Here is a 20,507-nt window from a genome sequence, read left to right on the forward strand (position 1 = left end):
GTTTGTCAATAGTGAATTAGCACTATTTGTTAATTATATTCTTATGCAATTTTCAAGGATCAAAAAACTTATTTTCTTAAGTTGATGACAGTGACATCGAGACACTATATATTGATCTTAGCGATTTTAGAAATGCTATTTATGCTTGGTGAAAAAGAAATGTGCGTAGATGAAATTGCGAGTGTTTGTTATTACCTCAGTGGTGACAGTGTCACACTAATCGGAAGTATAGCCGCACTTCCTGTGCTTGCTATGTTACTCAATCCTTCTATTACTACAACCAAAAGTCTTGAATTTGTCTAATTTATTTAAAAAAGTGAAAAAGTATTCTTAAGGCTATAATGCAAGATAAAATTTCTTTTTTAATAATCATAACATTATGGAACAGGAAACTTACATTTTAGAGCAGTGCTATTGAATGTAGATATATAAATCTATATACTTAAATGGATAGCGCTAAAAAGGGGGGAAACCATGATTTCAATTGCTATTTGTGATGATGAAGATTATATGTTAAATGAATTACAACAAAAAATATCGACATATATGGACACTAACGAATTGCTATATTCAATACAATTGTTTAACTCATCCGAAAGTTTATTATATAAAAAAAGTCATTTTGATATTATTTTTTTGGATATTCAAATGGATAGAGTAAATGGAATGGAAGCTGCAAAACAAATTAGAAAAAAAGATGAAAAATGCTTTATTATTTTTATTACAGTGTTAAAAGAAATGGTATTTGAGGCATTTGAAGTAGGAGCTTCAAATTATTTAATTAAGCCCCTTGCAGATGATAAATTATCACGAACTTTAGATAGAATTATCAAGCAATTATCAGATGCAGAGTGCCAATACATAATAATACATAAAGGACAGGCATATTGGCAAATTAAGATTTCAGATATTTATTACTGCGAAGTCATAAAACGAAAAATATATATTCATTTAAAGAATGAAATTATGGATTATTATGATAGCATTGAAAGTTTAGAAAAAACCTTACCTACAAATTTTTTTCGTTGCCACAGAAGCTATTTAATTAACCTAAATTATGTAAAAGGCTATGAAAATAGTAATGCAATTTTAGCGAACGGCAGTAGTATACCAGTTTCCAGACTGCGACAACAAGATTTTTCACAAGCTATATTAAAATACATGAAGAATAGAGGAAAATAGAAATGAATAGTCTTTTAATCAATCCATCTTTTGGATATGGATTTTTATTTATCGCAGTTGCATATAATAGTTTTTTATTTTTTATTCAATGTTATTTTCTCATATCTTTTACAAAGGTTAGCTCAAAAAAAACATTTTATTTGTGGTATTTGTTGTTATCGTATATAAATGTATTTGCAATATCCTATTTTCATTTTTCAGAATTGTTGTCGGTATTGCTTTTTTTATGCACAATATATATTTTTGCAAAATTTATTTTAAAGCAATCTGTGGCATTAGCAATTATATCTAGTTTGTTAATATATGTACTAGGACAACTTGCTTTAGGCATTGTAGCGCCATTAAATTATATGATATTTAATCATGGCAACAGCATATTAGTATACCAAGTGGGTATGATGGCTTATTCCTTACTGACCATAATAATAATAACAGTTATGTATCGGTATATTGCAAAAAAAATAGAACTTAAATCTGTTGAATTAAATCGCTATTTTTTTATACTGCTGGCACCAATGTTACTTCTATTATCCTTTTTTAAATTAACTGAAAATACAGGATACTGGGATACTACTACAGTTATTGATATAGAGAGTAATCAGGTGCAGATTTTATTTCAACCTCCTTTTGTTCAAGAATTACAGGTTTTTTGTATCTCTCTTATAGCATTTGCAAGTATATTTGCAATATTGTTTTCTTATCAAAAAGTTATAGAGTTTTTTTATGCAGAACAAAAGAAAATTATTTTAGAACAACAAATTTACGCACAGAAAAATTATATTAAAGAGGCAAAATCGAGGATAACTCAAACTCTGGCTTTCCAGCATGATTTTAAAAATCATCTTTCTATTGTAAATGGATTATTGGAAAAAGCCAATATAGCGGAAGCTATAGGTTATTTGAATAAGCTGGAAAAAGTAACAAATAGCCTTTCCTTTTTATGCAATACAGGGAATCCTACTGTAGATGCACTTTTTTGCAACAAACTAAGCATAGCCAAGCAAATGAACATTGAAATTGAATGCGAAGTAACTATTCCTTTCGACCAAGCCCTTGATGATTTGGATTTGTGTATTATTTTTGCTAATGCAATTGACAATGCTATAACAGCCTGCCTATTAGTCGATAATAGAAAGAAATATATTAAACTCTCCACTAAATTGGATGGTAACTTTTTTATGATAGAAATATCAAATAGTTTTAATCCATTTAAAAAAGTAACAGGCGGTTCTGGTATAGGTATCTCTAATATGCAAGAAGTCGCTAAAAAATATAATGGAGCTTTAAGTACAGATAGAACATCAGATTGTTTTGTCTTAAATATTTTACTAATTCTTTCGGGACATTTAGACGACATCTCGGAACAACTCTATTGAAAAAAAGTGTTTTCTTTCCGATATGTTATATGTAAATATTTTACAAAAGAACACCAAATTGCTGATAATAAAATAAAAATTGAAAGGCGGGAAGAATATGAAAATTGATGGAATGAATAACATGGTACCAACTCTTAGTAATATGGGTGACAAGAATGGAGATGAAATTGCCAATTTGCAAAAACAAATTCAAAATGTCAGAAAGGAAATAATTCAACTATCCCAAAAAAAAGAATTATCAAAGGAAGAACAGACTAAAAAAAAGGAATTAGAACAGCAATTATCCAAATTACAAAATCAACTTCAAAAAGCGAAGGCTGAAAAGCAAAAGGAAAAATCAGAAGAACAGATAGGAGAAAAAACAGATAACTCTATGATAGCTCCAAAGGAAAAAGGACATGGAGAAAATGTGGATATATTAGTATGAAGATGAATATATCCAAAAGAAAATATTTCGATATTAAAATAAATAAGGAAGTGGATATTACTATCTATCCACTTCCTTTGCTTCAACTATTCCATTTGCTGTAGCCTGCATGATGATTAAATCTTTATCATCAAAATTATTTAGCGTTTCTTTCAACCGTCTACGTTTGGTGCTTTTTAAGAACGAGCATCAGGGACAGTAGAATGTTGGAGCATATCACGACGAAGAAATAGGATGGATACAAATTTAGCTACGGGTCCTTCATTATGATTTGTGCATGAATGAAGCGAAAGGAATGTGAGTTAGAATGGCTGGAAATAGATTGTTCCAAATGGTGTATCTTTTACTGGAAAAAGGAAGTATAACCGCTCCCCAATTGGCAAGCTATTTTGAAGTTTCGGTGAGAACCATATACAGGGATATTGATATACTAAGCGCCGCGGGTATTCCTGTGTATACAACACCCGGCAAGGGTGGCGGCATTTCCCTTCAAGAGAATTTTGTATTGAATAAATCTTTGATTTCCGAGGGGGAGCAAGAGCAAATCCTGATGGCATTACAAGGAATCTGTATTGTTGATGCTGAAAACACTAATGCGCTTCTAGCCAAGCTGAGCAGCGTTTTTCAGAAGAAAAATGTAAATTGGATAGAGGTGGACTTTTCTGATTGGGTCAAGAACGAAGCTAACGAAAGTGTTTTTAACACGCTAAAAAGTGCCATTTTTCAAAACAAAAAAGTCTCCTTCCTATATTTTAGCGGTAAAGGGGAATCTATAAATAGGTTGGTTGAGCCCCTCAAGCTGGTTTTCAAAAGCAAAGACTGGTTCCTGTATGGTTACTGCTGCTTACGGGAGAACAACCGACTGTTCAAATTGACACGGATAAAAGAATTGGAGTTGACGTCTGAGAGTTTCACGCGCTTTGTAGCGCCACAAATATTTGAGGGGGTTGAAAAAATCTCTGAAAAGATCATTCCGGTGACTCTTGCTTTTGATAAGGAAATGTCGTTTCGAGTTTATGATGAATTTGCCGATGGGGTTACCTGCAATGATGATGGCAGCTTTTTGGTAAAAACCCATTTGCCCCATAATGAACGGTTATTCAGCTACCTCTTTTCCTTCGGTGATAAAGTCGAGGTTATTGCACCCCAAAGCATCCGTGACGAACTGCAAATACGTCTCAAAAAGATTCAAGATAAATATATAACCTAACACAGGATTACAAGTTATATATGATACGATAATACCAAAATCATTTTTAAGCTTCATTTTAATAAAAGGATAGACAATACAACTAACCGGTACCCTTTATCAGTACCGGTTTTGGTATTTCTTTGAATCTTTGTAGTATTTCTTTAACTCCCAGTATGTTAATTACACGACATATTTTGTATAACACTCCAGTTTTACTTTATTGTTCCTAATGGATGCTCTACTATAATCTGGTGAAGCTTGTACTTATTTAAATTAAGATCTGTTTGTAAGTCTATGGTATAAAAAACCTGAGCTACATATGACATATGCTACTGATTTTTGTTCTGGATAGAAAATAAATGAACCTTTTTTGATCTCGTGACTAAATATAGGTGAAGGGTTAATTTGAAGGGTGTATTTTCAAAAAAAGAAAGGAGGGTTTGCTTGAGACCCGAAAAGATAGACAGTCTTGTTGATCTATACGGCAACTCATTGTACAAGTTTTGTCGTAAACTTACTGCAAATAAAGTTGATGCAGATGATTTATACCAAGAAACTTTTTTGAAGGGAGTGGAACAATGCCATAAAATAGATGAAAGCAATAATCCTAAAGGATACCTTATCTCAATCTCAATATATATATGGAAAAGTAATCGCCGCAAGTATGCCCGACGTCAAAATCTAGCTCCGGATATGGATATGGATGATTCTTTTTTACTGTCAGACGACTATAATTTGGAAAATGACATTGTTAAAAGAGAACTCTATGATTGTATTAAAACCGCAGTAAACTGCCTAGATGACAAATTTAGAATACCTATCTATATGTATTATACTGTGGAAATGACAGTTGAAGATATAGCATCAACTTTGAAAATTCCTTCGGGCACGGTGAAAAGCAGGTTGTATAAAGCTCGTGCCCTTATAAAAAAAAGATTGGAGGCTGTGGGGTATGGATCAACATCAACATCAACATGACTCAATTGATTTATTGTTAAAAAGAACCTTGAATTCAACACATTCTCCCGATGAAGTGTTGAATCAAAAAATTAAAAAACGTATGAAGGAGAAGATGAACATGGAAAGAACACGTAGAAAGTCAGTTTATAAAGTAAGTTTGATTGCTTCCTTACTTATCATAGTAATGTCCGTTGGGGCCTTTGCAGCATGGAATTATCTTTCACCCGACGAGTTGGCAGAGCACTTCGAATATTCTGTTCTTTCAGAGGCGTTTAAAGGTGAAGACGCTATACTAATCAATAAATCGGAGACTTCTGGTGAATACAAATTTACATTGATGGGTATTGTTTCCGGAAAGGGACTTGGACTTACCTCATTTTCGGATGATTATGATATAGATACTGAAGAAAGCTATATTGCCGTAGCCATTGAAAAGTTGAATGGAAAAATGCCCGATATCCAATCCGAAGAGTACGGCAATGAGCGATTCTTTATATCTCCACTTATAAAGGGCCTTATACCATGGCATGTTAATGTAGCATCTTTGGATATCGGAGGTTACAATGAATCAGTAATTGATGGTGTACAGTACAGACTGATTTCATGCAGCTCGATAGAAATGTTTGCCGACAGAGGTATTTACCTTGCAGTAAGTTCCGGAGGAGATTTTTATGATACAAATGCCTTCACCTTTGATTTTGAAAGTGGTGAAATCATACCTAACCCAGACTTTGACGGTGTGAATGTGATTTTTGATCTGCCCATTGACAAAGCCAAGGCTGATCCTAAGAAGGTAGAGGAGTTTTTGAATGAAAGATATCAGGGTGATTACGTTAAGGAAATGAAGAGAATTGAGATTCATGTTAAGGCTCAGCAATACTTTGATGAGGAATATCAAGGGGATTATCAGAAGGATGAAATGAAGGCTAGTCTCCAAAAGCTTCTAGATGGACTATTCTCTGGAGAATACACTGAGGAAATGCTGGAGGAAATGGTTGAAAATGCTATATTTTCCAAAAAACTAGAAGAAGATAGATCTAATCCTGAAATAGTCCAACAACAAGAACAGTTTAATAAATTAATAGATGAATTAATTATTTTTGAAGCATCCTATACAGAAGAAGAAATTAAGATAAAGGTTGAACAATTTATGGACAGTATCCATGACGGTAGCTATACTGAGGAAATGCTGGATGAGATGATGGCACGAGTAAAGGAGTCCTTACAGAGATAGGATTTGGGACTATTGGAGGTTATGTCGAAAAGGATTCTTCAATTGTACCATATGGAAGTTGATCTGATAACAAGACTTCAACGTGAAATGGCATAGGTAATAGAGCTTTTTTACAATCAAAATTGACGGTTCAAAGTTGAACCGCCAATTTTGTGTTTGTAAAGAAAAACTACAGGCTACATTTTACCTCAATCACCAATCTTTAAAAATATAGAGCATGATTATTTGGACTTGAATATTAACAAAGGCAGTATAGCCGAATTCAAAATAGATTTAGATATAAGTCAATTAAAAGGAACACATACATTGTACAGCATATCTGTTCCTAAACATGGTGACGATTATATTATTAAAACAGGCTCTATTTTGCTTATTGTTAATCCTTAAATAAATGAAGCCAAATAAATAAATCATTATGAAAGGTTAATAATTTTATGATTTTTCAAAGATGGTGAAAGAAAGATACTATTGAGTTTAGAAAATATGGATAGCCTTATTAAACAGTAGAACATATTATCCATTAGACGTACAGCTATGACTAAAATGCCTTATTAAAAAGAGAGTAGGAGGATATAAATGAAAAAAATATTTTTAATAGTTGCAATAATTATAATGGCAATTTTTACAGGTTGCTCCAATACAATTAGCAATGCTTCTTCAGAGGATGAGATGACCGGCAGGTTAGGCAATAATTCTGTTGAGGAATCTGTAATGAATGAAACCAAACCAGTGAATGAAGACCGCAGTAGTATATACGAATGGGGCGATGGTAAAATTCTTATTAAATTAGACAAGCTCTATTTACTTGATATAAAAACACAAAAAATATTATCAGAAGAACCGTTAAAAGGGTTGAATTACATAGAATGGTATTATACTACAAATGATGGTTATTGTCTTATAGATACTTATATTATAGAAAATGATGGTATAATTGATGATATAATTTATAATGCTTATTTTTATAATAAAGATTTAGAGCAAATTAAGGAGATGAATCTAAATGAACTATTGGATTCAGATGATATACTAGCTATAGCTATTTCCAAATCAGGTAACAAAATAGCTTATACTACATTTGATGGATTATTTGTTTATGATATGTTAAAACAAACAAAACAATCTATATTAAATTTAAATTCAGAGAATTTTGAAATAAATAAAGGTTTTAACGTTATTACTAACATTGCATTTTTTAATCAAGATAAAAAAATTGCTTTTATTGGATACAATGACAAAACTACATTCGGCACAATTAATATCGATGGTTCAGAACTGGTAGATCATAAAGCTACATTACCTCGCCTGGAACATATGGATGTATCAGACACATACCTTTCTTTTAGTGAAGGGCTTTACCCTCGTGGTCATGGTGTACCTGCAGGAGAAGTAATTCTTATTAATAATGCTACAAACCAAATGCTAAAACACACTTTGCAGGATAAGAATGAAGGCTCTAATGTATTTCTTTCTGAAGAAGGAAAATATTTTGCTACATCAATTCAAAAGGGTTCTAACGAAATTATAATTAGGATATATGATAGCCAAACAGGCGAGCTAATACGTGAGATCAAACGGGACTTTGCCGGAAAACCTGTTGAGAAGTATAGGAGAACATATATTAAATTATTTGATAGTATAAATACATTTATAGCAGTTTCTACATTTTTTGATGGGCATGAACCAATGGTAGTTATCGATGAGTTTTAAGAGGGAGTGTATATGACTTGCAAAGGTCATTCGTGAGAATCATAAGACTATCCATATTTTGTTCATCACCGTGGGGATGATATTTCCTCTAAAAAGACCATTTCGGTGACCCTTGCCTTTGAAGATAAATATATAACCTGACACAGGATTGCAAGTTATATATGATACGATAATACCAAAATTGGAAATGAGGTTTTGGATATGAAACATGAGTGGAAAAAACACGAGAAGGAATTGTACAGTATAAAGAAGGAGCCGTCAGTTATAACTGTTCCCCGGCAGAAATTCATTATGATAAGTGGAAAGGGCAACCCGAATGACGCTGATTTTTCAGAAAGAGTTGGTGCTTTATACTCGCTAGCCTATTCAATAAAAATGCGGCACAAAGCTTTTTGCAGCAATAACCCTGATCATAATAAACAATTTGAGTATCTGGATTACACTGTGTTTCCGCTGGAAGGGATTTGGACATCAGCCGGAAACAGCCCATTAGATAAGGACAGCTTTGAATATACAATCATGATACGGCAGCCCGACTTCATCACGCAGGAAATGTTTGAAGCGGCATATTCGGTGGTAGAGAAGAAGAAACCTCATCCATTCTTGAAAGAAGTTGTCTTTGATACAATGGAAGATGGTCTGTGCGTTCAGATGCTCCATATTGGGCTTTTTGATGATGAACCGGCATCATTTGCATTGATGGATGCGTTTTCCAAAGACAACGGGCTTGAACGTATCAGCCATACTCACAGGGAAATTTATCTGAACGATGCCAGAAAAGTGCAACCAGCCAAATATCAAACGATTTTGCGGTATCAGGTGAGAAAGGGAGGAGTCCAATGAAAAAGGTAATTGAGCATTTCAAGCCGCAAGGCGGCAAACACTGTATCACCACCTCAATGAAGCAGGTATTTGATTTTTACGGCTACTCCTTGTCTGAAGAAATGCTGTTTGGCATTGGTGAAGGACTGGATTTTACCTATATTAACCTTGCGGCAGCCCCTATGGTGGCAGGCCGGTCAAAGGTATTAGAATTTGAAGAAACGCTTGCTGGACGGCTTGGGATAACGATACGAGTTAAACAAAACAAGGATTACGGCAAAGTATTTGAAAAAACGAAACAAATGATAGAGAGCGACCATCCTGTCATGGCTTATGTAGACATGCCCTTCATCAGTTACTTTGGATTGGATGATAACAGTCATTTCGGCGGACACTCCATCATCCTGTTTGGCTATGATGACGAAGAAGAATGCTTTTATGTGAGCGACCGTGACAATTCCGACTATCCAATCAGAACACCTAATGGGCCCATCCGTGAAGATTATCATCTTGTACCTTATAGAGAGATGCAGGCTGCCCGGAGCAGTAATTACAAGCCCTTTCCCCCAAACAATAAATATGCCGAGTTTGACTTTAGCGGTTTTCGGGGCATCAATAGGGATAACCTTACGGCCTCCATACTGGCTGTATGTGAAAAGATGCTAAATCCTCCGGCTAGCTTGAAGGGCGTCAGCGGTATTCAGAAGTTTTCAAAAGAAGTTAGGAAATGGAGTAAGTTTGATGTCCACAAGCTAAAACGGGCCGGTATAACCAACTATTTCCTGATAAATGCTGATGGCGGCACCGGCGGGGGGATTTTTAGAAAAATGTATGGCGTATTCCTGAATGAAGCCGCTGGGATATTTCAAAACGATACAGTAAGTCAAATTGGAAATCAGTATATTGAATTATCCGGTCAGTGGGATATTGTAGGGGATACTATGTGGCAGCTTCACCAAACCGGTGAACAGGGGCTATTGGAGGTTATGTCGGAAAGGATTCTTCAATTGTACCATATGGAAGTTGATCTGATGACAAGGCTGCAACGCGAAATGTCATAGGTAACCGGACTTTTTTTAACAATCTGAATTGGCGGTTCATAGTCGAACCGCCAATTTTCTGCATTTTTAAAGTTTTTTACTGATAATACATCATGCTTTATAAGTAAATTTTCTATAAGGATATCGACAGGAGGAAAGCTTTGTGCTATAATTGGAATGAATAAAAAAATATTCATTCCAATTATGGAGGTTTGTAAAGTGGAAGAGACAAAAGCTGATATTTTTAATTGTGGGAAAGAGCTATTTAGTTCCAAAGGATTTAAAGGCACGAATGTTTCCGATATTACAAAAACGGTCGGGATAGGGGTAGGCAAATTTTATAAATACTACTCCTCAAAAGAGCAGCTTTTCATAGATATTTTTCTGGATGAAAATGATAAGTTAAAAAAGAGTATCATGGAATCAGTTAACCTAGATGATGATCCCATAAAAGTAGTTAAAGAAATAATAGCGTTGGATCATAACGGCATGAAATCAAATCCAATACTGAACGTATGGTACAACAGGGATTTTATCAGTAAGCTTGAGAAAGAATATTATAAACTTGGCGGTATAGATAAGAGCCTTGAGACAATGGACAGTGTTAGTTTGAAATTGTTTACAAAATGGAAGTCCGAAGGAAAAGTAAGGGAAGATATCGACGATGAATTTATAAACACGTTATTTAAATCTCTGTTATATATTGATATTCATAAAGAAGAAATTGGTATGCAATATTTTCCTCAAATTATTGAGTACATTACAGAATGTATAATGAAAAATTTACTGATTTCCGAAAATAAAAATGCATAAAAGCATTTTTATTTTTCTCTGTATAGAATGAATAAAAAAATATTCATTCTATACAGAGGCTTATGCAATAATATCCATCCAAATATTAGACTTACATGCGGTGTTATCTATATAAAAATAATGACCAAAGGAGGGGTATATAAATGAAGAGCTACTTATAAGACGGTGAAGGTATAGATTTAGACAATTGAAGTTAAGCGCTGAAGGAAGATAAGAATGTATGATAATGGAAGGTGAAAAGACAGTATGAAAACTAAATTAAATAAAAAGAAATTTCTAATTGGAATAATTTTGATAGGAGTGATATTCACTATGGGTATATTTGGTATCAGAGCATTAACGTCTACTAAAGAAATCAATGAAGAAAAAAGCTTTTCTCTGGAAAATATTGAAGAAATACAGGTGTCAATGTTAAATGAAGCGGTTCATGTTATACAAACAGAAGCAGGCGAAGAAGTGAAGTTTCATCTCTATGGTAAATCAGCAACAGAAACAAATCTTGTCTATAAAATTGATAGGGAGAAGGTTGTAGTTAAGGAAAATCGCAGTAAATGTGGAGCATTTGAAGATATGTATTTGGATATATATATTCCTGAGGATTATATCAAAAATCTTTCAATTAATGTAACTTCAGGTGATACAAGGATGGATTCTTTTAATTTGTCAAGTTTTTCACTTAGCAGCACTTCTGGAAAAGTGGAAATTGGAAAAATAATTACCGATAAATTAGAATTAAAGACTACGGCAGGGGATATCAGCTTAAATGAGTGCAGTGCTAGAGAAGCTAAAATTGAAACTTCTTCAGGAAAAGTCAATATAAGCTATAAGGAGTTTGAACATGGGAATATAAATATAAAAACATCGTCTGGGGATATCACCACAGAGCTTCCCAGTACTGCTGAATTTTTATTAAAAGCTCAAACCAACGCCGGAAAGATCCAAAACGATTTTTCTGCTGATACGGTTGGTAGTGTTGGTAAAAAGAAGATTGAGGAGCAAATCGGAACAAGAAGTAATGAAATTACTCTTCAAAGCTCATCAGGAAGTATAGGTATTTTGAAAAAGTAATTGCTATATAGAACACGCATGAGATTGGCTTATACGCACTTCTATTACCTTGGTTTATCTTACGGCTGTCTATTAGTTCGTCTCCAATAACAGTTTACAGTTCCTGTTTTGATGGTAAAACGATATATCAGAACTATGTAAACAGGAATTATTAGAACGTATTACTAATTAAGCCTATTCTTCTCAATACTTCATACTTAAGCCCTCACACGGTGGCAGAGTCAAGCGTGTTTTACCGATTTGGAATACACGACAAGAGTAATGGAAGGATAGAACAAACATTAGGTTATTTTGCATATATTCCTATTTTTATTGTACTTTTATGATGGTAAATGATGCCTGCTGTTTTAAAAGTGCAAAACCATAGTTTTGTGAAAAGGCTTAATATTGTTAAAATATAACCGATATATAGTAATAAAGATACAAAATATTCCATTTCAGTTAAGAAAGATACATAAAAGACTTACTATAACAATAAAGAGAAAGGGCACTGCTTTGCATATCAGAATTTGCTGTGCCTAGAGAAAGGGATGATTTTGCATTATGAACATTAATAAAGCTAATGATTTTTTTAACTGGTATTTGAAACTTTTCGATGATAGTGGAAATTCTGGAAAAAAGAGGGCATTTAGCCAACAAGCAAATACGAAAATCTGGACGTCTGATATCGTTACAATATCCAGGGAAGCAAAATATGCCCGAATAAAAAATATTATATCCTCTGGCAAACCGCTGATGGATGTGAGCTTTGATGATTTTTGCAGTGATTACTATTTCAGTTCTTTAAAGACGTCGGGAAGGGGCGGTATGTATGAAGCTAAGCAGGCCTATAAAGAAGCTGTAAGAGGGACAAATGATATTATCGAAAAGCAGGATTGGTATGCAGAAGGAGTGATTTATACACCAGAGATTGTAAATAGTACAGCCTTTCAGGAGCATTTGAAGTCACTTGCAGAAAAATGGGCTAGCGGTGCAGAGTTGTCGGAAGCAGAAAAACGCATTATAACAAGTGATTTTAATGCATATGAGAACGCATTTGCAGGACGATCCTTTCATAAAAAATCAGCACAGCTGAACCAAATTTTATTGGATAAGGGTATAGTGCTGGCGGAAGATGAAAAGATAGAAATCTCGCTTCGAGGAAGTATTTTCACCGTATCCGGTGATCTTTCTGAGGAAAAACGGAAAGCTGTTGAAGAGGCACTGAACAGTATGGAAAAGAGTGAGAAGGACAGTTATGGAGCCTTGTTTTCAATGCATAGCGTTTCATCCTATGAAAAGAATATATCACAGAGCCAGCGTTTTTTATCCACATCCATTACGCAGGCAGAGTATCTCTTGGAACAATATTCAGGAGGTACCATTAAGCTTCAGGACATATTCATTGACAGCAGCGGTCAATTGCAGGGTTTGCCGGAAGAACTGACAAAGCGGTTTGAAGGCATCGACACTTCCGGAGACCCGATTCTTCCGGAGAAATATGTTTCAGATTTAGCCAAAACAAAGCAGTGGATCAAAGATAGAGCTGATAAGGTTTACTTTGAAACAGCAGTAAAAGCCATGTTGAAACAAGGGTATGAAAATCTTCCCCGATATAGCTATGAGTTTGTGTTCAGCAATGGAAAGCTGAGTACAGTTGACATATATGTAAAATAATAATAGGTATTGACATACCGCATCTAGTGATACTATGATATACATAACCAGAACCAGAACCAGAACTATCAACTAGGATACTTAAGATAATCATTGGCTTATATGTAGTTTGCTGGATACGTAGAAAGGCTGGTATAATAATTAAATACATGAACGGATGTGTTCACCAATGGGAAAAGGGTACTTTTAGTCAGCTCCAAGGGAGTTTTTGTATTGCAGGAGAATAACAATATTAGAATACATCCCGGTTCGGAAACATTGCTGGAAGAGCTGGGAGAACATCAAGAAGATGAACCGTTAATGAGGAAGGTAGAATGAAGAGCATAGAAGAATATATATTGGCTTTTGAAGCATTACATTTTTTACTGAAAAAAACCGGGGTTAACAGTTGGGTAAATTGGATTGATGTAGATATCGAGCTTGCAAAAGAAAATTGTGAACGAGCTATCATAAGAGAAATGATGAGGAGGCGTAAATTTATGTTATTAAGAAATATTCAGAATGGGAAATATGGCTTGGGAGGGGAAGTATATTTTGAGCTCTTTAAAAAATATATTAATTTCTCTGCAGATGATGGTATAGCTGTAGAATATATAGAAAAATGTGCTCAATATCTGAATTCACTTAACGCTGAAGTAATAAACAGCTATTATCATTACTACAGGCGATGATGGTATTCATGCAGATGAAATGCTTATTATCAGTGGTGGTAATATAAAAATACTCGACAGCTATGAAGGTTTAGAAAGTGCAGTTATTTATATACATGGTGGGACGATTGATATTGTTGCCAGTGACGATGGTATAAATGCAGCAGGTGACTCTGGAGAAGGCGAGTTTGGATTTGGAAGGATGCCAAATATGGTGGCTGCTGATGTAGATGTCCAATATAAACTTGTTATTACTGGCGGTACAATCAATATCAGCTGCTGAAGAAGAGCAAGTAGCATCGTTAGAAATAATAGCAAGTTCATCAAAGGATTTGCAACTAATAGCAGAAGCATTAAATAGAGAAATTAGTAAATTTAAAATTCAATAGAAAAAAGTTTTGACTTGTCTTCTTTGAGGCTGCAATGAAAAGGATTGCGGCCTCAAACTTTATTTTACCTTATCAAAGGCTCGTGACATTTAATAAAAGACTCCTTCAACTACTAGATAAAACCTGCAGAACTTCATTAATATCTGGAAGTTGTCCTGATGGATAAACTTTGACCCACTTTACCTTGCTATTTTCGTCGATAATGATATTCGCTCGCTCTGATACGCCTTCGGTCTCGTTAAATATCCCATAGTCCTGGGCTATTTTACCGTGAGGCCAAAAATCAGATGGGAGACTAACGTTATTAATTTGAATTGCTGTTGCCCATGCTTCTTTGCAAGGCTGAGAATCTACACTGAATCCAAGGGGAACAGTGTTTAGATTTTGAAAATTTTGCAAATTAGTTTCCAATGATCGCATTTGGTCGGTACAAACTGGAGTCCAGGCTAGAGGGTGCCAAGAAAGAAGTACTTTTTTTCCTTTATAGGTAGATAAGCGTATATTTTGATTTTTATTATCCTTTACATTAAAGTCTGGTGCGTTTGTGCCAACTGCAATTAAATTCATTGTAATCTTCCTCTCATCTTTTATTTTTTCTTATTCTATTTATATAGGGTGCCCTAAACAAAAATTTCTATAAAAATGTAAAGATTTTGGTACGGATGGTTACTTCGAATACATTTCATCATAAAAATTTTATTCTTCGGTGTATTGCTAATACTCCCCCTGAATTAAGTCTCATTTTATATAAAGATGGTTTTATTTAAGGTTCATTTAAGATTTAAAGTGTAAAATGAAGATATTAAAAGACTTCACATAGATTTAAGAAAATGGAGGATTACTATGAAAAAAAGAAAATTATATGCCAAGCTATTAACAGTATTTTTATGTACGATTTTACTGTATGGATGTGGGGGGTGAAACACAAATTAATACAGATTCACAAGTGGGAAAGCCCCAAGATTTAGTGAAAATTAGTGATACAGATGCTGAAATTAACGAAAGAGTTACTTATGATGATGATGACTTTTATAGTGATTGGAGAAATGAAAATCCAAACTATATTGAGTTAAAAGGAACTGTTGCTGACTCAACAGGTACCGGTGTAGAGATGAAAGAAGATACCATAACGATCACAAAAGCAGGTGTATATGCTTTGAGTGGTAAATTGGATAACGGCCAAATCATTGTGGATGAGCAAGATAAAGGAACTGTAAAATTGGTATTAAATGGTGTAGAAATTCACGCGACAGACAGTGCACCTATTTATGTAAAAAAAGCAGGGAAAACCATTATAACCTTAGAAGATGGAACAGAAAATATGATATCAGATGGTGAAAACTATGTATTTGAAGATGACACAACAGATGAGCCTAATGCGGCTATTTTCAGTAAAGACAATCTTACCATCAACGGAACAGGGAAGCTAACAGTTTATGGCAATTATAACAATGGTATTTCAAGTAAAGATGATCTTAAAATCACGGGAGGTCAAATAAATATTTATTCAGCCGATGATGGTTTAATGGGAAGAGATCTGGTTGCCGTAAAAGATGGAACAATCACTATTAAATCAGCTGGAGATGGTATCAAATCTTCAAAAGGACTTATCGTACTTGAAGGAGACATTTTTAACATACAGGCTGATGCAGATGGTATACAAGGTGAAACAGCTGTCTATATTTTAGGGGGAGATTATTCCATTTTTTCTGGAGGCGGTAGTGTAGATGGTAGTGATAAAACAAATACTAAGGGAAATCCAATGGGAAGTTGGAGAGATAATAATACTGTAGCAAATACAGAGCAGGAGACAGAAACAAAAAGTACAAAAGGAATTAAATCATCTACACTTATAGCTATCGAAGGTGGTACTTTCAATTTAGATACTTCTGATGATGCCATCCATAGTGATGATAGTATTATCATAACAGATGGAGATATAACCATTGCAACTGGTGATGATGGTATTCATGCAGATAAATCCATTATTATAAATGGTGGAAAGCATCAGAGGTGTATTTAAAAGTTTTGCTAAATTATTACTGGAGGTGTAAGGTGGTGGTGGAGGAATTAGTATTGCGAGGGCTATAAGCTGGATAAAAGCATATTAACCATGTTATGGTAAACTAAATTATAGAAAAGATATTTTATTATAATAGTATTGATTTATAATTTAAAGTTATTTGCAAGTAAAAACTGTTAAATAAATTTAAAGGAGATTGACTGTATAGTGAATAGCAAGAAAGATGAATTTATAATAATAAAACCAAAGCTTATTAAGGGAATTGAAAGTACTTATATTAAAATTACTGATATTGAAGATGAGGATAGCTTTGAAAATGTATGTGTATCAGACTGTAAAATTGAAAATCAAGCAGCAAACCATGTAAGCTTTGAAAGAGTAATTTTTAAAAACATAGATTTTAAAGATATAACACTGAATTCACTGGAGCTTACCGATGTAAGATTTGAAAATTGTGATCTATCAAATGCAGATTTCAGTGGAGCAATTATTCATAGAACAGAGTTTATAAGCTGTAAGCTAATGGGTTTAAATCTTTGCAATGCTACACTCCAAAACACCTACATAAAGCAATGCAATGGACAATTTGTTTTAATGAGATTTGTTAAAATGAAGAAAGTTATACTAGAAGATAGTATGTTTGAAAATAGTAATTTTCAAGATAGTAATTTTACTAAGGTACAATTCAGAAAGTGTAATCTAAAGTTAAGTCAGATGTCAGGTACAAGTCTATTTGGGATAGATTTGAGTGATTCCAATGTTGAAGGACTAGGTATACGACTAGAAGATATTAAGGGGGCAATAGTTTCTCCAATGCAAGCAGTAGATTTTTCAAAAATGTTGGGACTTATAATAAAATCATAATTTCTTTCGTCTATATAAAGTCCTCTCTTTTTACTTTATATTTGTTTTCATAAATTAAAATGATATTTAGTCCAGTTGAGGTAAGTGTTCACCTTGACTGGCATTTTTTATGTTAATAAGTACAAGGAAAAAATTTTTAATAATTAAAAAATAATTATTGACATATGTCAATAATGGGGTATAATAAAAGCATAAATGACATATGTCAAAAACTGAAAGGAGGTGTCCATATGCCAAGGAGAGATGGGACTGGGCCAATGGGAATGGGCTCAGTAACTGGAAATGGTTTAGGCGTTTGCACTAGAGCCAATACTGTTAAATATGGTGCTGGTTTTGGGCCTGGCTTCAGGCGAGGCTTTGGAAGAGGTTTGGGAAGATATTTTGTAGTAGATGAAACTGATTCAAAACTACAAAAAGAACTACTCCAAGAGCAAAAAGATTTGCTTAAAAGCAGGCTTGATGTCATTGAGAAGCAGCTAGAAAACCTATAAAAGTCAACAAAGGTGGCAGGAGGGTGCTCCTGTTACTTTTGCCGTAAATGAGGTGAAAAAATTATGCCTAGACCAAGAAAATGGAGAAAAGTATGCTGTTTGCCAGAAAGCAATAGATTTGGGCCACTGAATACTTCGATTCATGGAGAACATTTTGTTACTATGACTATTGATGAGTATGAAACCATACGACTAATTGATTTGGAAGGATTTACGCAGGAAGAGTGTGCTAGTAAAATGAATATTGCACGCACAACTGTTCAAGGTATTTACAATGATGCGAGAAAAAAGCTTGCAGAGTCACTAGTGAATGGCAAAGTGCTAAGGATCGAGGGTGGAGATTATAAACTTTGTGACGGTCTTGAAGAATCCTGTGGCGGTGGAGGATGTCGCAGATATCGATGTGGTAAAGGTTTTATGGAAGATGATGACAAAGGTAAGTGATTATTTAAGAAAATAAATATAAAGGAGGTACTCTAGTGAAAATAGCAATACCAGTTGATAATAAGTCCATGGAAAAAAATGTATGCCAGTCATTTGGTCGTACACCGTATTTTCTTATTTATGATACAGAATCAGAGGAAAGCGTTTATTTAGATAATAGTGCCGCTGCTAGCCAGGGTGGTGCTGGAATCAAAGCTGCGCAAACTATTGTGGATAATAAGGTAAGTGCCTTGCTTACTCCACGATGTGGTGAGAACGCTGCAGAGGTGATAAAAGCAGCCAATATCAAAATATACAAGACGATCGAGGCTTCTGTTAAGGATCACATCAATGCTTTTATAGATGGTAAGCTGTCTTTGTTGGACGAAATTCACCCGGGATTTCATAATCATGGAGGGAAATAGTATGAAGATAGCTGTGCTAAGTGGCAAGGGTGGCACAGGCAAAACTTTGGTATCTGTAAATTTGGCTGCGGCAGCAAAGGAATCTATTTATATAGACTGTGACGTTGAAGAGCCAAATGGTCATCTTTTTTTCAAACCAGAGGATATTCAATCAGAAGACATTTCGATTAAGATTCCTTCTGTAGATGGAAAGCTTTGCAACGGTTGTCGTACTTGTGTTGAATTTTGTAAATTCAATGCATTGGCCTATATCAAAAATCAGTTAATAATCTTTGATGAGGTTTGCCATTCCTGTGGAGGATGTGTGTTGTTTTGCCCTGAGAAAGCCCTGATGGAAAAAGAAAAAATTATTGGAGAAATTCAACGGGGTACTTCAGAAAATACAACGGTAATAACGGGAATATTAAATACCGGGGAAGCCTCTGGAATTCCAATAATTAAGAAACTATTGAGTCATACTAGTGCAGATAAAGAACTCACTTTTATTGACTGTCCGCCGGGAAGTGCTTGTATTGTTATGGAAAGTATCAAGGGTGCAGATTATTGTATCTTAGTGGCAGAGCCTACTTTATTTGCTGTTCATAACCTCAATATGGTCTATGAACTGGTAAAATTGTTTGATAAACCCCATGGTGTAATACTTAACAAGTGCTTGGGGGAAGAAAGTCCTGCTGAAAAATTCTGCATAGAAAATAGCACTAAAATCATAGGCAGGATTCCATTTGATAACGAGCTTGGCAAACTAAATTCCAACGCTCTCATATCAGTTAGAGAAAGTCAAAAATACAGGGGTATCTTCTCTTCTCTGCTTAAAACAGTGACTAAGGAGGTGCAGCATGAGACAATTACTGATCCTTAGCGGCAAGGGAGGCACAGGAAAAACAACGATTGCCAGTGCATTTATAAAGTTATCAAATGCCAAAACATATGCAGATTGTGACGTGGATGCTCCAAATTTACATCTCATTATGAATCAGTCAACAGTACCTAGAAAAAACGACTATTATGGATTATCTAAAGCAGAAATAGATCCAGAATTATGTGTACAATGTGACTTATGCAGACAGAATTGTCGTTTTGATGCAATTTATGCAGATGATGCATATAGCGTGAATTATTATGCTTGTGAAGGTTGCGGTGTCTGCGAAGATGTTTGTCCAGTAGCAGCGGTGTCACTTAAACCTGCGAAAGCAGGAGAATTAATGCTTTATGTAGGTGAAACTGTGTTTTCTACTGCTCAGCTTAGAATGGGAAGTGGTACATCTGGAATGTTAGTTACTGAGGTAAAAAAACAGATGAAATTAGCGTCTAAAAATAGTGAACTGGCAATTATAGATGGATCCCCTGGTATCGGTTGTCCAGTTATAGCATCGCTGAGTGGTGTCGATATGGTTCTAATAGTAGCCGAACCTTCTTTATCGGGTATCAGTGATATGGAGCGTATTATTAAAACAGCAGAAACATTCCAAACCAAAGCTGTTGTTTGTATCAATAAATATGATACCAACATTGAAAATACAGAAAAAATAGAGAACTATTGTAAAAAGCTTAATTTGCCTTTTGTCGGTAGAATACCCTTTGACCAAGATGCAGTAAAAGCTATTAACACTGGGCAGAGTATTGTTGATATCGATTGTATGGCGGGCAAAGCAGTAAAAGATATCTTTGATAAAACCTTAAATGTACTATATAGAGGAAGATAAGAGATCAAAAGTATAAAAATCAAAATTTTCGTAGAGAACACATCAATTTCTCAAAGTCT

General features: G+C 34.5%; 22 protein-coding genes and 1 pseudogene. 21 read left to right on the top strand and 2 right to left on the bottom strand.

The window, feature by feature from the left end; all coding sequences use genetic code 11:
- Nucleotides 1–474 precede the first annotated feature (474 nt).
- From CHB72_RS19735 to CHB72_RS19745, 3 genes are all read left to right on the top strand, one after another.
- Entirely contained in the window at nucleotides 475–1,182 is a 708-nt protein-coding gene (locus CHB72_RS19735; protein WP_089284597.1) for a LytR/AlgR family response regulator transcription factor, read from the top strand.
- Nucleotides 1,183–1,184: 2 nt separating this feature from the next.
- Nucleotides 1,185–2,558 (top strand): sensor histidine kinase, encoded by a 1,374-nt coding sequence (locus tag CHB72_RS19740; protein WP_089284598.1) that lies wholly within the window; start codon nucleotides 1,185–1,187, stop codon nucleotides 2,556–2,558.
- A 97-nt stretch (nucleotides 2,559–2,655) separates the two neighbouring features.
- Nucleotides 2,656–2,985: a FlxA-like family protein gene (locus CHB72_RS19745; RefSeq protein ID WP_089284599.1), complete on the top strand. Its 330-nt coding sequence runs from the start codon at nucleotides 2,656–2,658 to the stop codon at nucleotides 2,983–2,985.
- Nucleotides 2,986–3,045: 60 nt separating this feature from the next.
- On the opposite strand, the pseudogene CHB72_RS28345 reads toward CHB72_RS19745, so the two are convergent.
- A pseudogene (locus CHB72_RS28345) lies at nucleotides 3,046–3,150 on the bottom strand (hypothetical protein); the annotation flags it as partial.
- 142 nt (nucleotides 3,151–3,292) lie between these two features.
- Here CHB72_RS28345 and CHB72_RS19750 point away from each other — a divergent pair.
- The 11 genes from CHB72_RS19750 to CHB72_RS19800 all read left to right on the top strand — a co-directional run bounded on the left by CHB72_RS19750 (nucleotide 3,293) and on the right by CHB72_RS19800 (nucleotide 14,413).
- Complete coding sequence (locus tag CHB72_RS19750; RefSeq protein WP_089284600.1) at nucleotides 3,293–4,195, top strand: helix-turn-helix transcriptional regulator; 903 nt, start codon at nucleotides 3,293–3,295, stop codon at nucleotides 4,193–4,195.
- A 426-nt stretch (nucleotides 4,196–4,621) separates the two neighbouring features.
- Nucleotides 4,622–5,155: an RNA polymerase sigma factor gene (locus CHB72_RS19755; protein ID WP_089284601.1), complete on the top strand. Its 534-nt coding sequence runs from the start codon at nucleotides 4,622–4,624 to the stop codon at nucleotides 5,153–5,155.
- On the top strand, nucleotides 5,130–6,371 hold the full coding sequence (locus CHB72_RS19760; protein WP_089284602.1) for a hypothetical protein: 1,242 nt from the start codon (nucleotides 5,130–5,132) through the stop codon (nucleotides 6,369–6,371). The genes CHB72_RS19755 and CHB72_RS19760 overlap by 26 nt, the downstream gene beginning before the upstream one ends.
- Nucleotides 6,372–6,947: 576 nt before the next feature.
- Nucleotides 6,948–8,081 carry a hypothetical protein gene (locus CHB72_RS19765; RefSeq protein ID WP_089284603.1) on the top strand — a complete coding sequence of 378 codons (1,134 nt, stop codon included), beginning with the start codon at nucleotides 6,948–6,950 and terminating at the stop codon, nucleotides 8,079–8,081.
- Between the two features lie 201 nt (nucleotides 8,082–8,282).
- Nucleotides 8,283–8,924 carry a GyrI-like domain-containing protein gene (locus CHB72_RS19770; RefSeq protein ID WP_089284604.1) on the top strand — a complete coding sequence of 214 codons (642 nt, stop codon included), beginning with the start codon at nucleotides 8,283–8,285 and terminating at the stop codon, nucleotides 8,922–8,924.
- Nucleotides 8,921–9,964, top strand: coding sequence for a BtrH N-terminal domain-containing protein (locus CHB72_RS19775; protein WP_089284605.1), 1,044 nt, complete (start codon nucleotides 8,921–8,923; stop codon nucleotides 9,962–9,964). Before CHB72_RS19770 ends, CHB72_RS19775 begins: the two co-directional genes overlap by 4 nt.
- A gap of 198 nt (nucleotides 9,965–10,162) precedes the next feature.
- Nucleotides 10,163–10,756, top strand: coding sequence for a TetR/AcrR family transcriptional regulator (locus CHB72_RS19780; protein ID WP_089284653.1), 594 nt, complete (start codon nucleotides 10,163–10,165; stop codon nucleotides 10,754–10,756).
- Nucleotides 10,757–11,002: 246 nt separating this feature from the next.
- Complete coding sequence (locus CHB72_RS19785; protein WP_089284606.1) at nucleotides 11,003–11,824, top strand: DUF4097 family beta strand repeat-containing protein; 822 nt, start codon at nucleotides 11,003–11,005, stop codon at nucleotides 11,822–11,824.
- 543 nt (nucleotides 11,825–12,367) lie between these two features.
- Nucleotides 12,368–13,480: a hypothetical protein gene (locus tag CHB72_RS19790; protein ID WP_089284607.1), complete on the top strand. Its 1,113-nt coding sequence runs from the start codon at nucleotides 12,368–12,370 to the stop codon at nucleotides 13,478–13,480.
- 314 nt (nucleotides 13,481–13,794) lie between these two features.
- Entirely contained in the window at nucleotides 13,795–14,151 is a 357-nt protein-coding gene (locus tag CHB72_RS19795; RefSeq protein WP_089284608.1) for a hypothetical protein, read from the top strand.
- 19 nt (nucleotides 14,152–14,170) lie between these two features.
- Complete coding sequence (locus tag CHB72_RS19800; protein ID WP_089284609.1) at nucleotides 14,171–14,413, top strand: hypothetical protein; 243 nt, start codon at nucleotides 14,171–14,173, stop codon at nucleotides 14,411–14,413.
- A 211-nt stretch (nucleotides 14,414–14,624) separates the two neighbouring features.
- Here the strand turns inward: CHB72_RS19800 and CHB72_RS19805 are convergent, their stop codons facing one another.
- On the bottom strand, nucleotides 14,625–15,086 hold the full coding sequence (locus CHB72_RS19805; protein WP_089284610.1) for a redoxin domain-containing protein: 462 nt from the start codon (nucleotides 15,084–15,086) through the stop codon (nucleotides 14,625–14,627).
- Between the two features lie 337 nt (nucleotides 15,087–15,423).
- Between CHB72_RS19805 and CHB72_RS19810 the strand changes: the two genes are divergently transcribed.
- From CHB72_RS19810 to CHB72_RS19840, 7 genes are all read left to right on the top strand, one after another.
- Nucleotides 15,424–16,542, top strand: a complete 1,119-nt coding sequence (locus CHB72_RS19810; protein WP_089284611.1) for a carbohydrate-binding domain-containing protein — start codon at nucleotides 15,424–15,426, stop codon at nucleotides 16,540–16,542.
- A 207-nt stretch (nucleotides 16,543–16,749) separates the two neighbouring features.
- Nucleotides 16,750–17,406 (top strand): pentapeptide repeat-containing protein, encoded by a 657-nt coding sequence (locus CHB72_RS19815; protein WP_089284612.1) that lies wholly within the window; start codon nucleotides 16,750–16,752, stop codon nucleotides 17,404–17,406.
- Nucleotides 17,407–17,636: 230 nt separating this feature from the next.
- Entirely contained in the window at nucleotides 17,637–17,897 is a 261-nt protein-coding gene (locus CHB72_RS19820; RefSeq protein ID WP_089284613.1) for a DUF5320 domain-containing protein, read from the top strand.
- A gap of 63 nt (nucleotides 17,898–17,960) precedes the next feature.
- Nucleotides 17,961–18,341, top strand: coding sequence for a DUF134 domain-containing protein (locus CHB72_RS19825; protein ID WP_089284614.1), 381 nt, complete (start codon nucleotides 17,961–17,963; stop codon nucleotides 18,339–18,341).
- Nucleotides 18,342–18,376: 35 nt separating this feature from the next.
- Nucleotides 18,377–18,745 carry a NifB/NifX family molybdenum-iron cluster-binding protein gene (locus CHB72_RS19830; RefSeq protein ID WP_089284615.1) on the top strand — a complete coding sequence of 123 codons (369 nt, stop codon included), beginning with the start codon at nucleotides 18,377–18,379 and terminating at the stop codon, nucleotides 18,743–18,745.
- 1 nt (nucleotide 18,746) lies between these two features.
- The gene (locus CHB72_RS19835; RefSeq protein WP_089284616.1) at nucleotides 18,747–19,604 is read left to right on the top strand and encodes a nucleotide-binding protein; all 858 of its coding nucleotides are present in this window, start codon (nucleotides 18,747–18,749) and stop codon (nucleotides 19,602–19,604) included.
- The gene (locus CHB72_RS19840; protein WP_089284617.1) at nucleotides 19,582–20,448 is read left to right on the top strand and encodes an ATP-binding protein; all 867 of its coding nucleotides are present in this window, start codon (nucleotides 19,582–19,584) and stop codon (nucleotides 20,446–20,448) included. The genes CHB72_RS19835 and CHB72_RS19840 overlap by 23 nt, the downstream gene beginning before the upstream one ends.
- Nucleotides 20,449–20,507 lie beyond the last annotated feature (59 nt).

Origin of the sequence: Anaerovirgula multivorans (assembly GCF_900188145.1) — a bacterium.
Taxonomy (GTDB): Bacteria; Bacillota; Clostridia; order Peptostreptococcales; family Natronincolaceae; genus Anaerovirgula; species Anaerovirgula multivorans.

Coding starts and splice junctions, on each gene's coding strand:
- CHB72_RS19805 (WP_089284610.1), bottom strand. CDS start 15,086: ATGAATTTAATTGCAGTTGGCACAAACGCACCAGACTTTAATGTAAAG.
- CHB72_RS19835 (WP_089284616.1), top strand. CDS start 18,747: ATGAAGATAGCTGTGCTAAGTGGCAAGGGTGGCACAGGCAAAACTTTG.
- CHB72_RS19735 (WP_089284597.1), top strand. CDS start 475: ATGATTTCAATTGCTATTTGTGATGATGAAGATTATATGTTAAATGAA.
- CHB72_RS19825 (WP_089284614.1), top strand. CDS start 17,961: ATGCCTAGACCAAGAAAATGGAGAAAAGTATGCTGTTTGCCAGAAAGC.
- CHB72_RS19810 (WP_089284611.1), top strand. CDS start 15,424: ATGGATGTGGGGGGTGAAACACAAATTAATACAGATTCACAAGTGGGA.
- CHB72_RS19760 (WP_089284602.1), top strand. CDS start 5,130: ATGGATCAACATCAACATCAACATGACTCAATTGATTTATTGTTAAAA.
- CHB72_RS19740 (WP_089284598.1), top strand. CDS start 1,185: ATGAATAGTCTTTTAATCAATCCATCTTTTGGATATGGATTTTTATTT.
- CHB72_RS19745 (WP_089284599.1), top strand. CDS start 2,656: ATGAAAATTGATGGAATGAATAACATGGTACCAACTCTTAGTAATATG.
- CHB72_RS19765 (WP_089284603.1), top strand. CDS start 6,948: ATGAAAAAAATATTTTTAATAGTTGCAATAATTATAATGGCAATTTTT.
- CHB72_RS19795 (WP_089284608.1), top strand. CDS start 13,795: ATGAAGAGCATAGAAGAATATATATTGGCTTTTGAAGCATTACATTTT.
- CHB72_RS19775 (WP_089284605.1), top strand. CDS start 8,921: ATGAAAAAGGTAATTGAGCATTTCAAGCCGCAAGGCGGCAAACACTGT.
- CHB72_RS19840 (WP_089284617.1), top strand. CDS start 19,582: ATGAGACAATTACTGATCCTTAGCGGCAAGGGAGGCACAGGAAAAACA.
- CHB72_RS19770 (WP_089284604.1), top strand. CDS start 8,283: ATGAAACATGAGTGGAAAAAACACGAGAAGGAATTGTACAGTATAAAG.
- CHB72_RS19820 (WP_089284613.1), top strand. CDS start 17,637: ATGCCAAGGAGAGATGGGACTGGGCCAATGGGAATGGGCTCAGTAACT.
- CHB72_RS19790 (WP_089284607.1), top strand. CDS start 12,368: ATGAACATTAATAAAGCTAATGATTTTTTTAACTGGTATTTGAAACTT.
- CHB72_RS19750 (WP_089284600.1), top strand. CDS start 3,293: ATGGCTGGAAATAGATTGTTCCAAATGGTGTATCTTTTACTGGAAAAA.
- CHB72_RS19800 (WP_089284609.1), top strand. CDS start 14,171: ATGCTTATTATCAGTGGTGGTAATATAAAAATACTCGACAGCTATGAA.
- CHB72_RS19785 (WP_089284606.1), top strand. CDS start 11,003: ATGAAAACTAAATTAAATAAAAAGAAATTTCTAATTGGAATAATTTTG.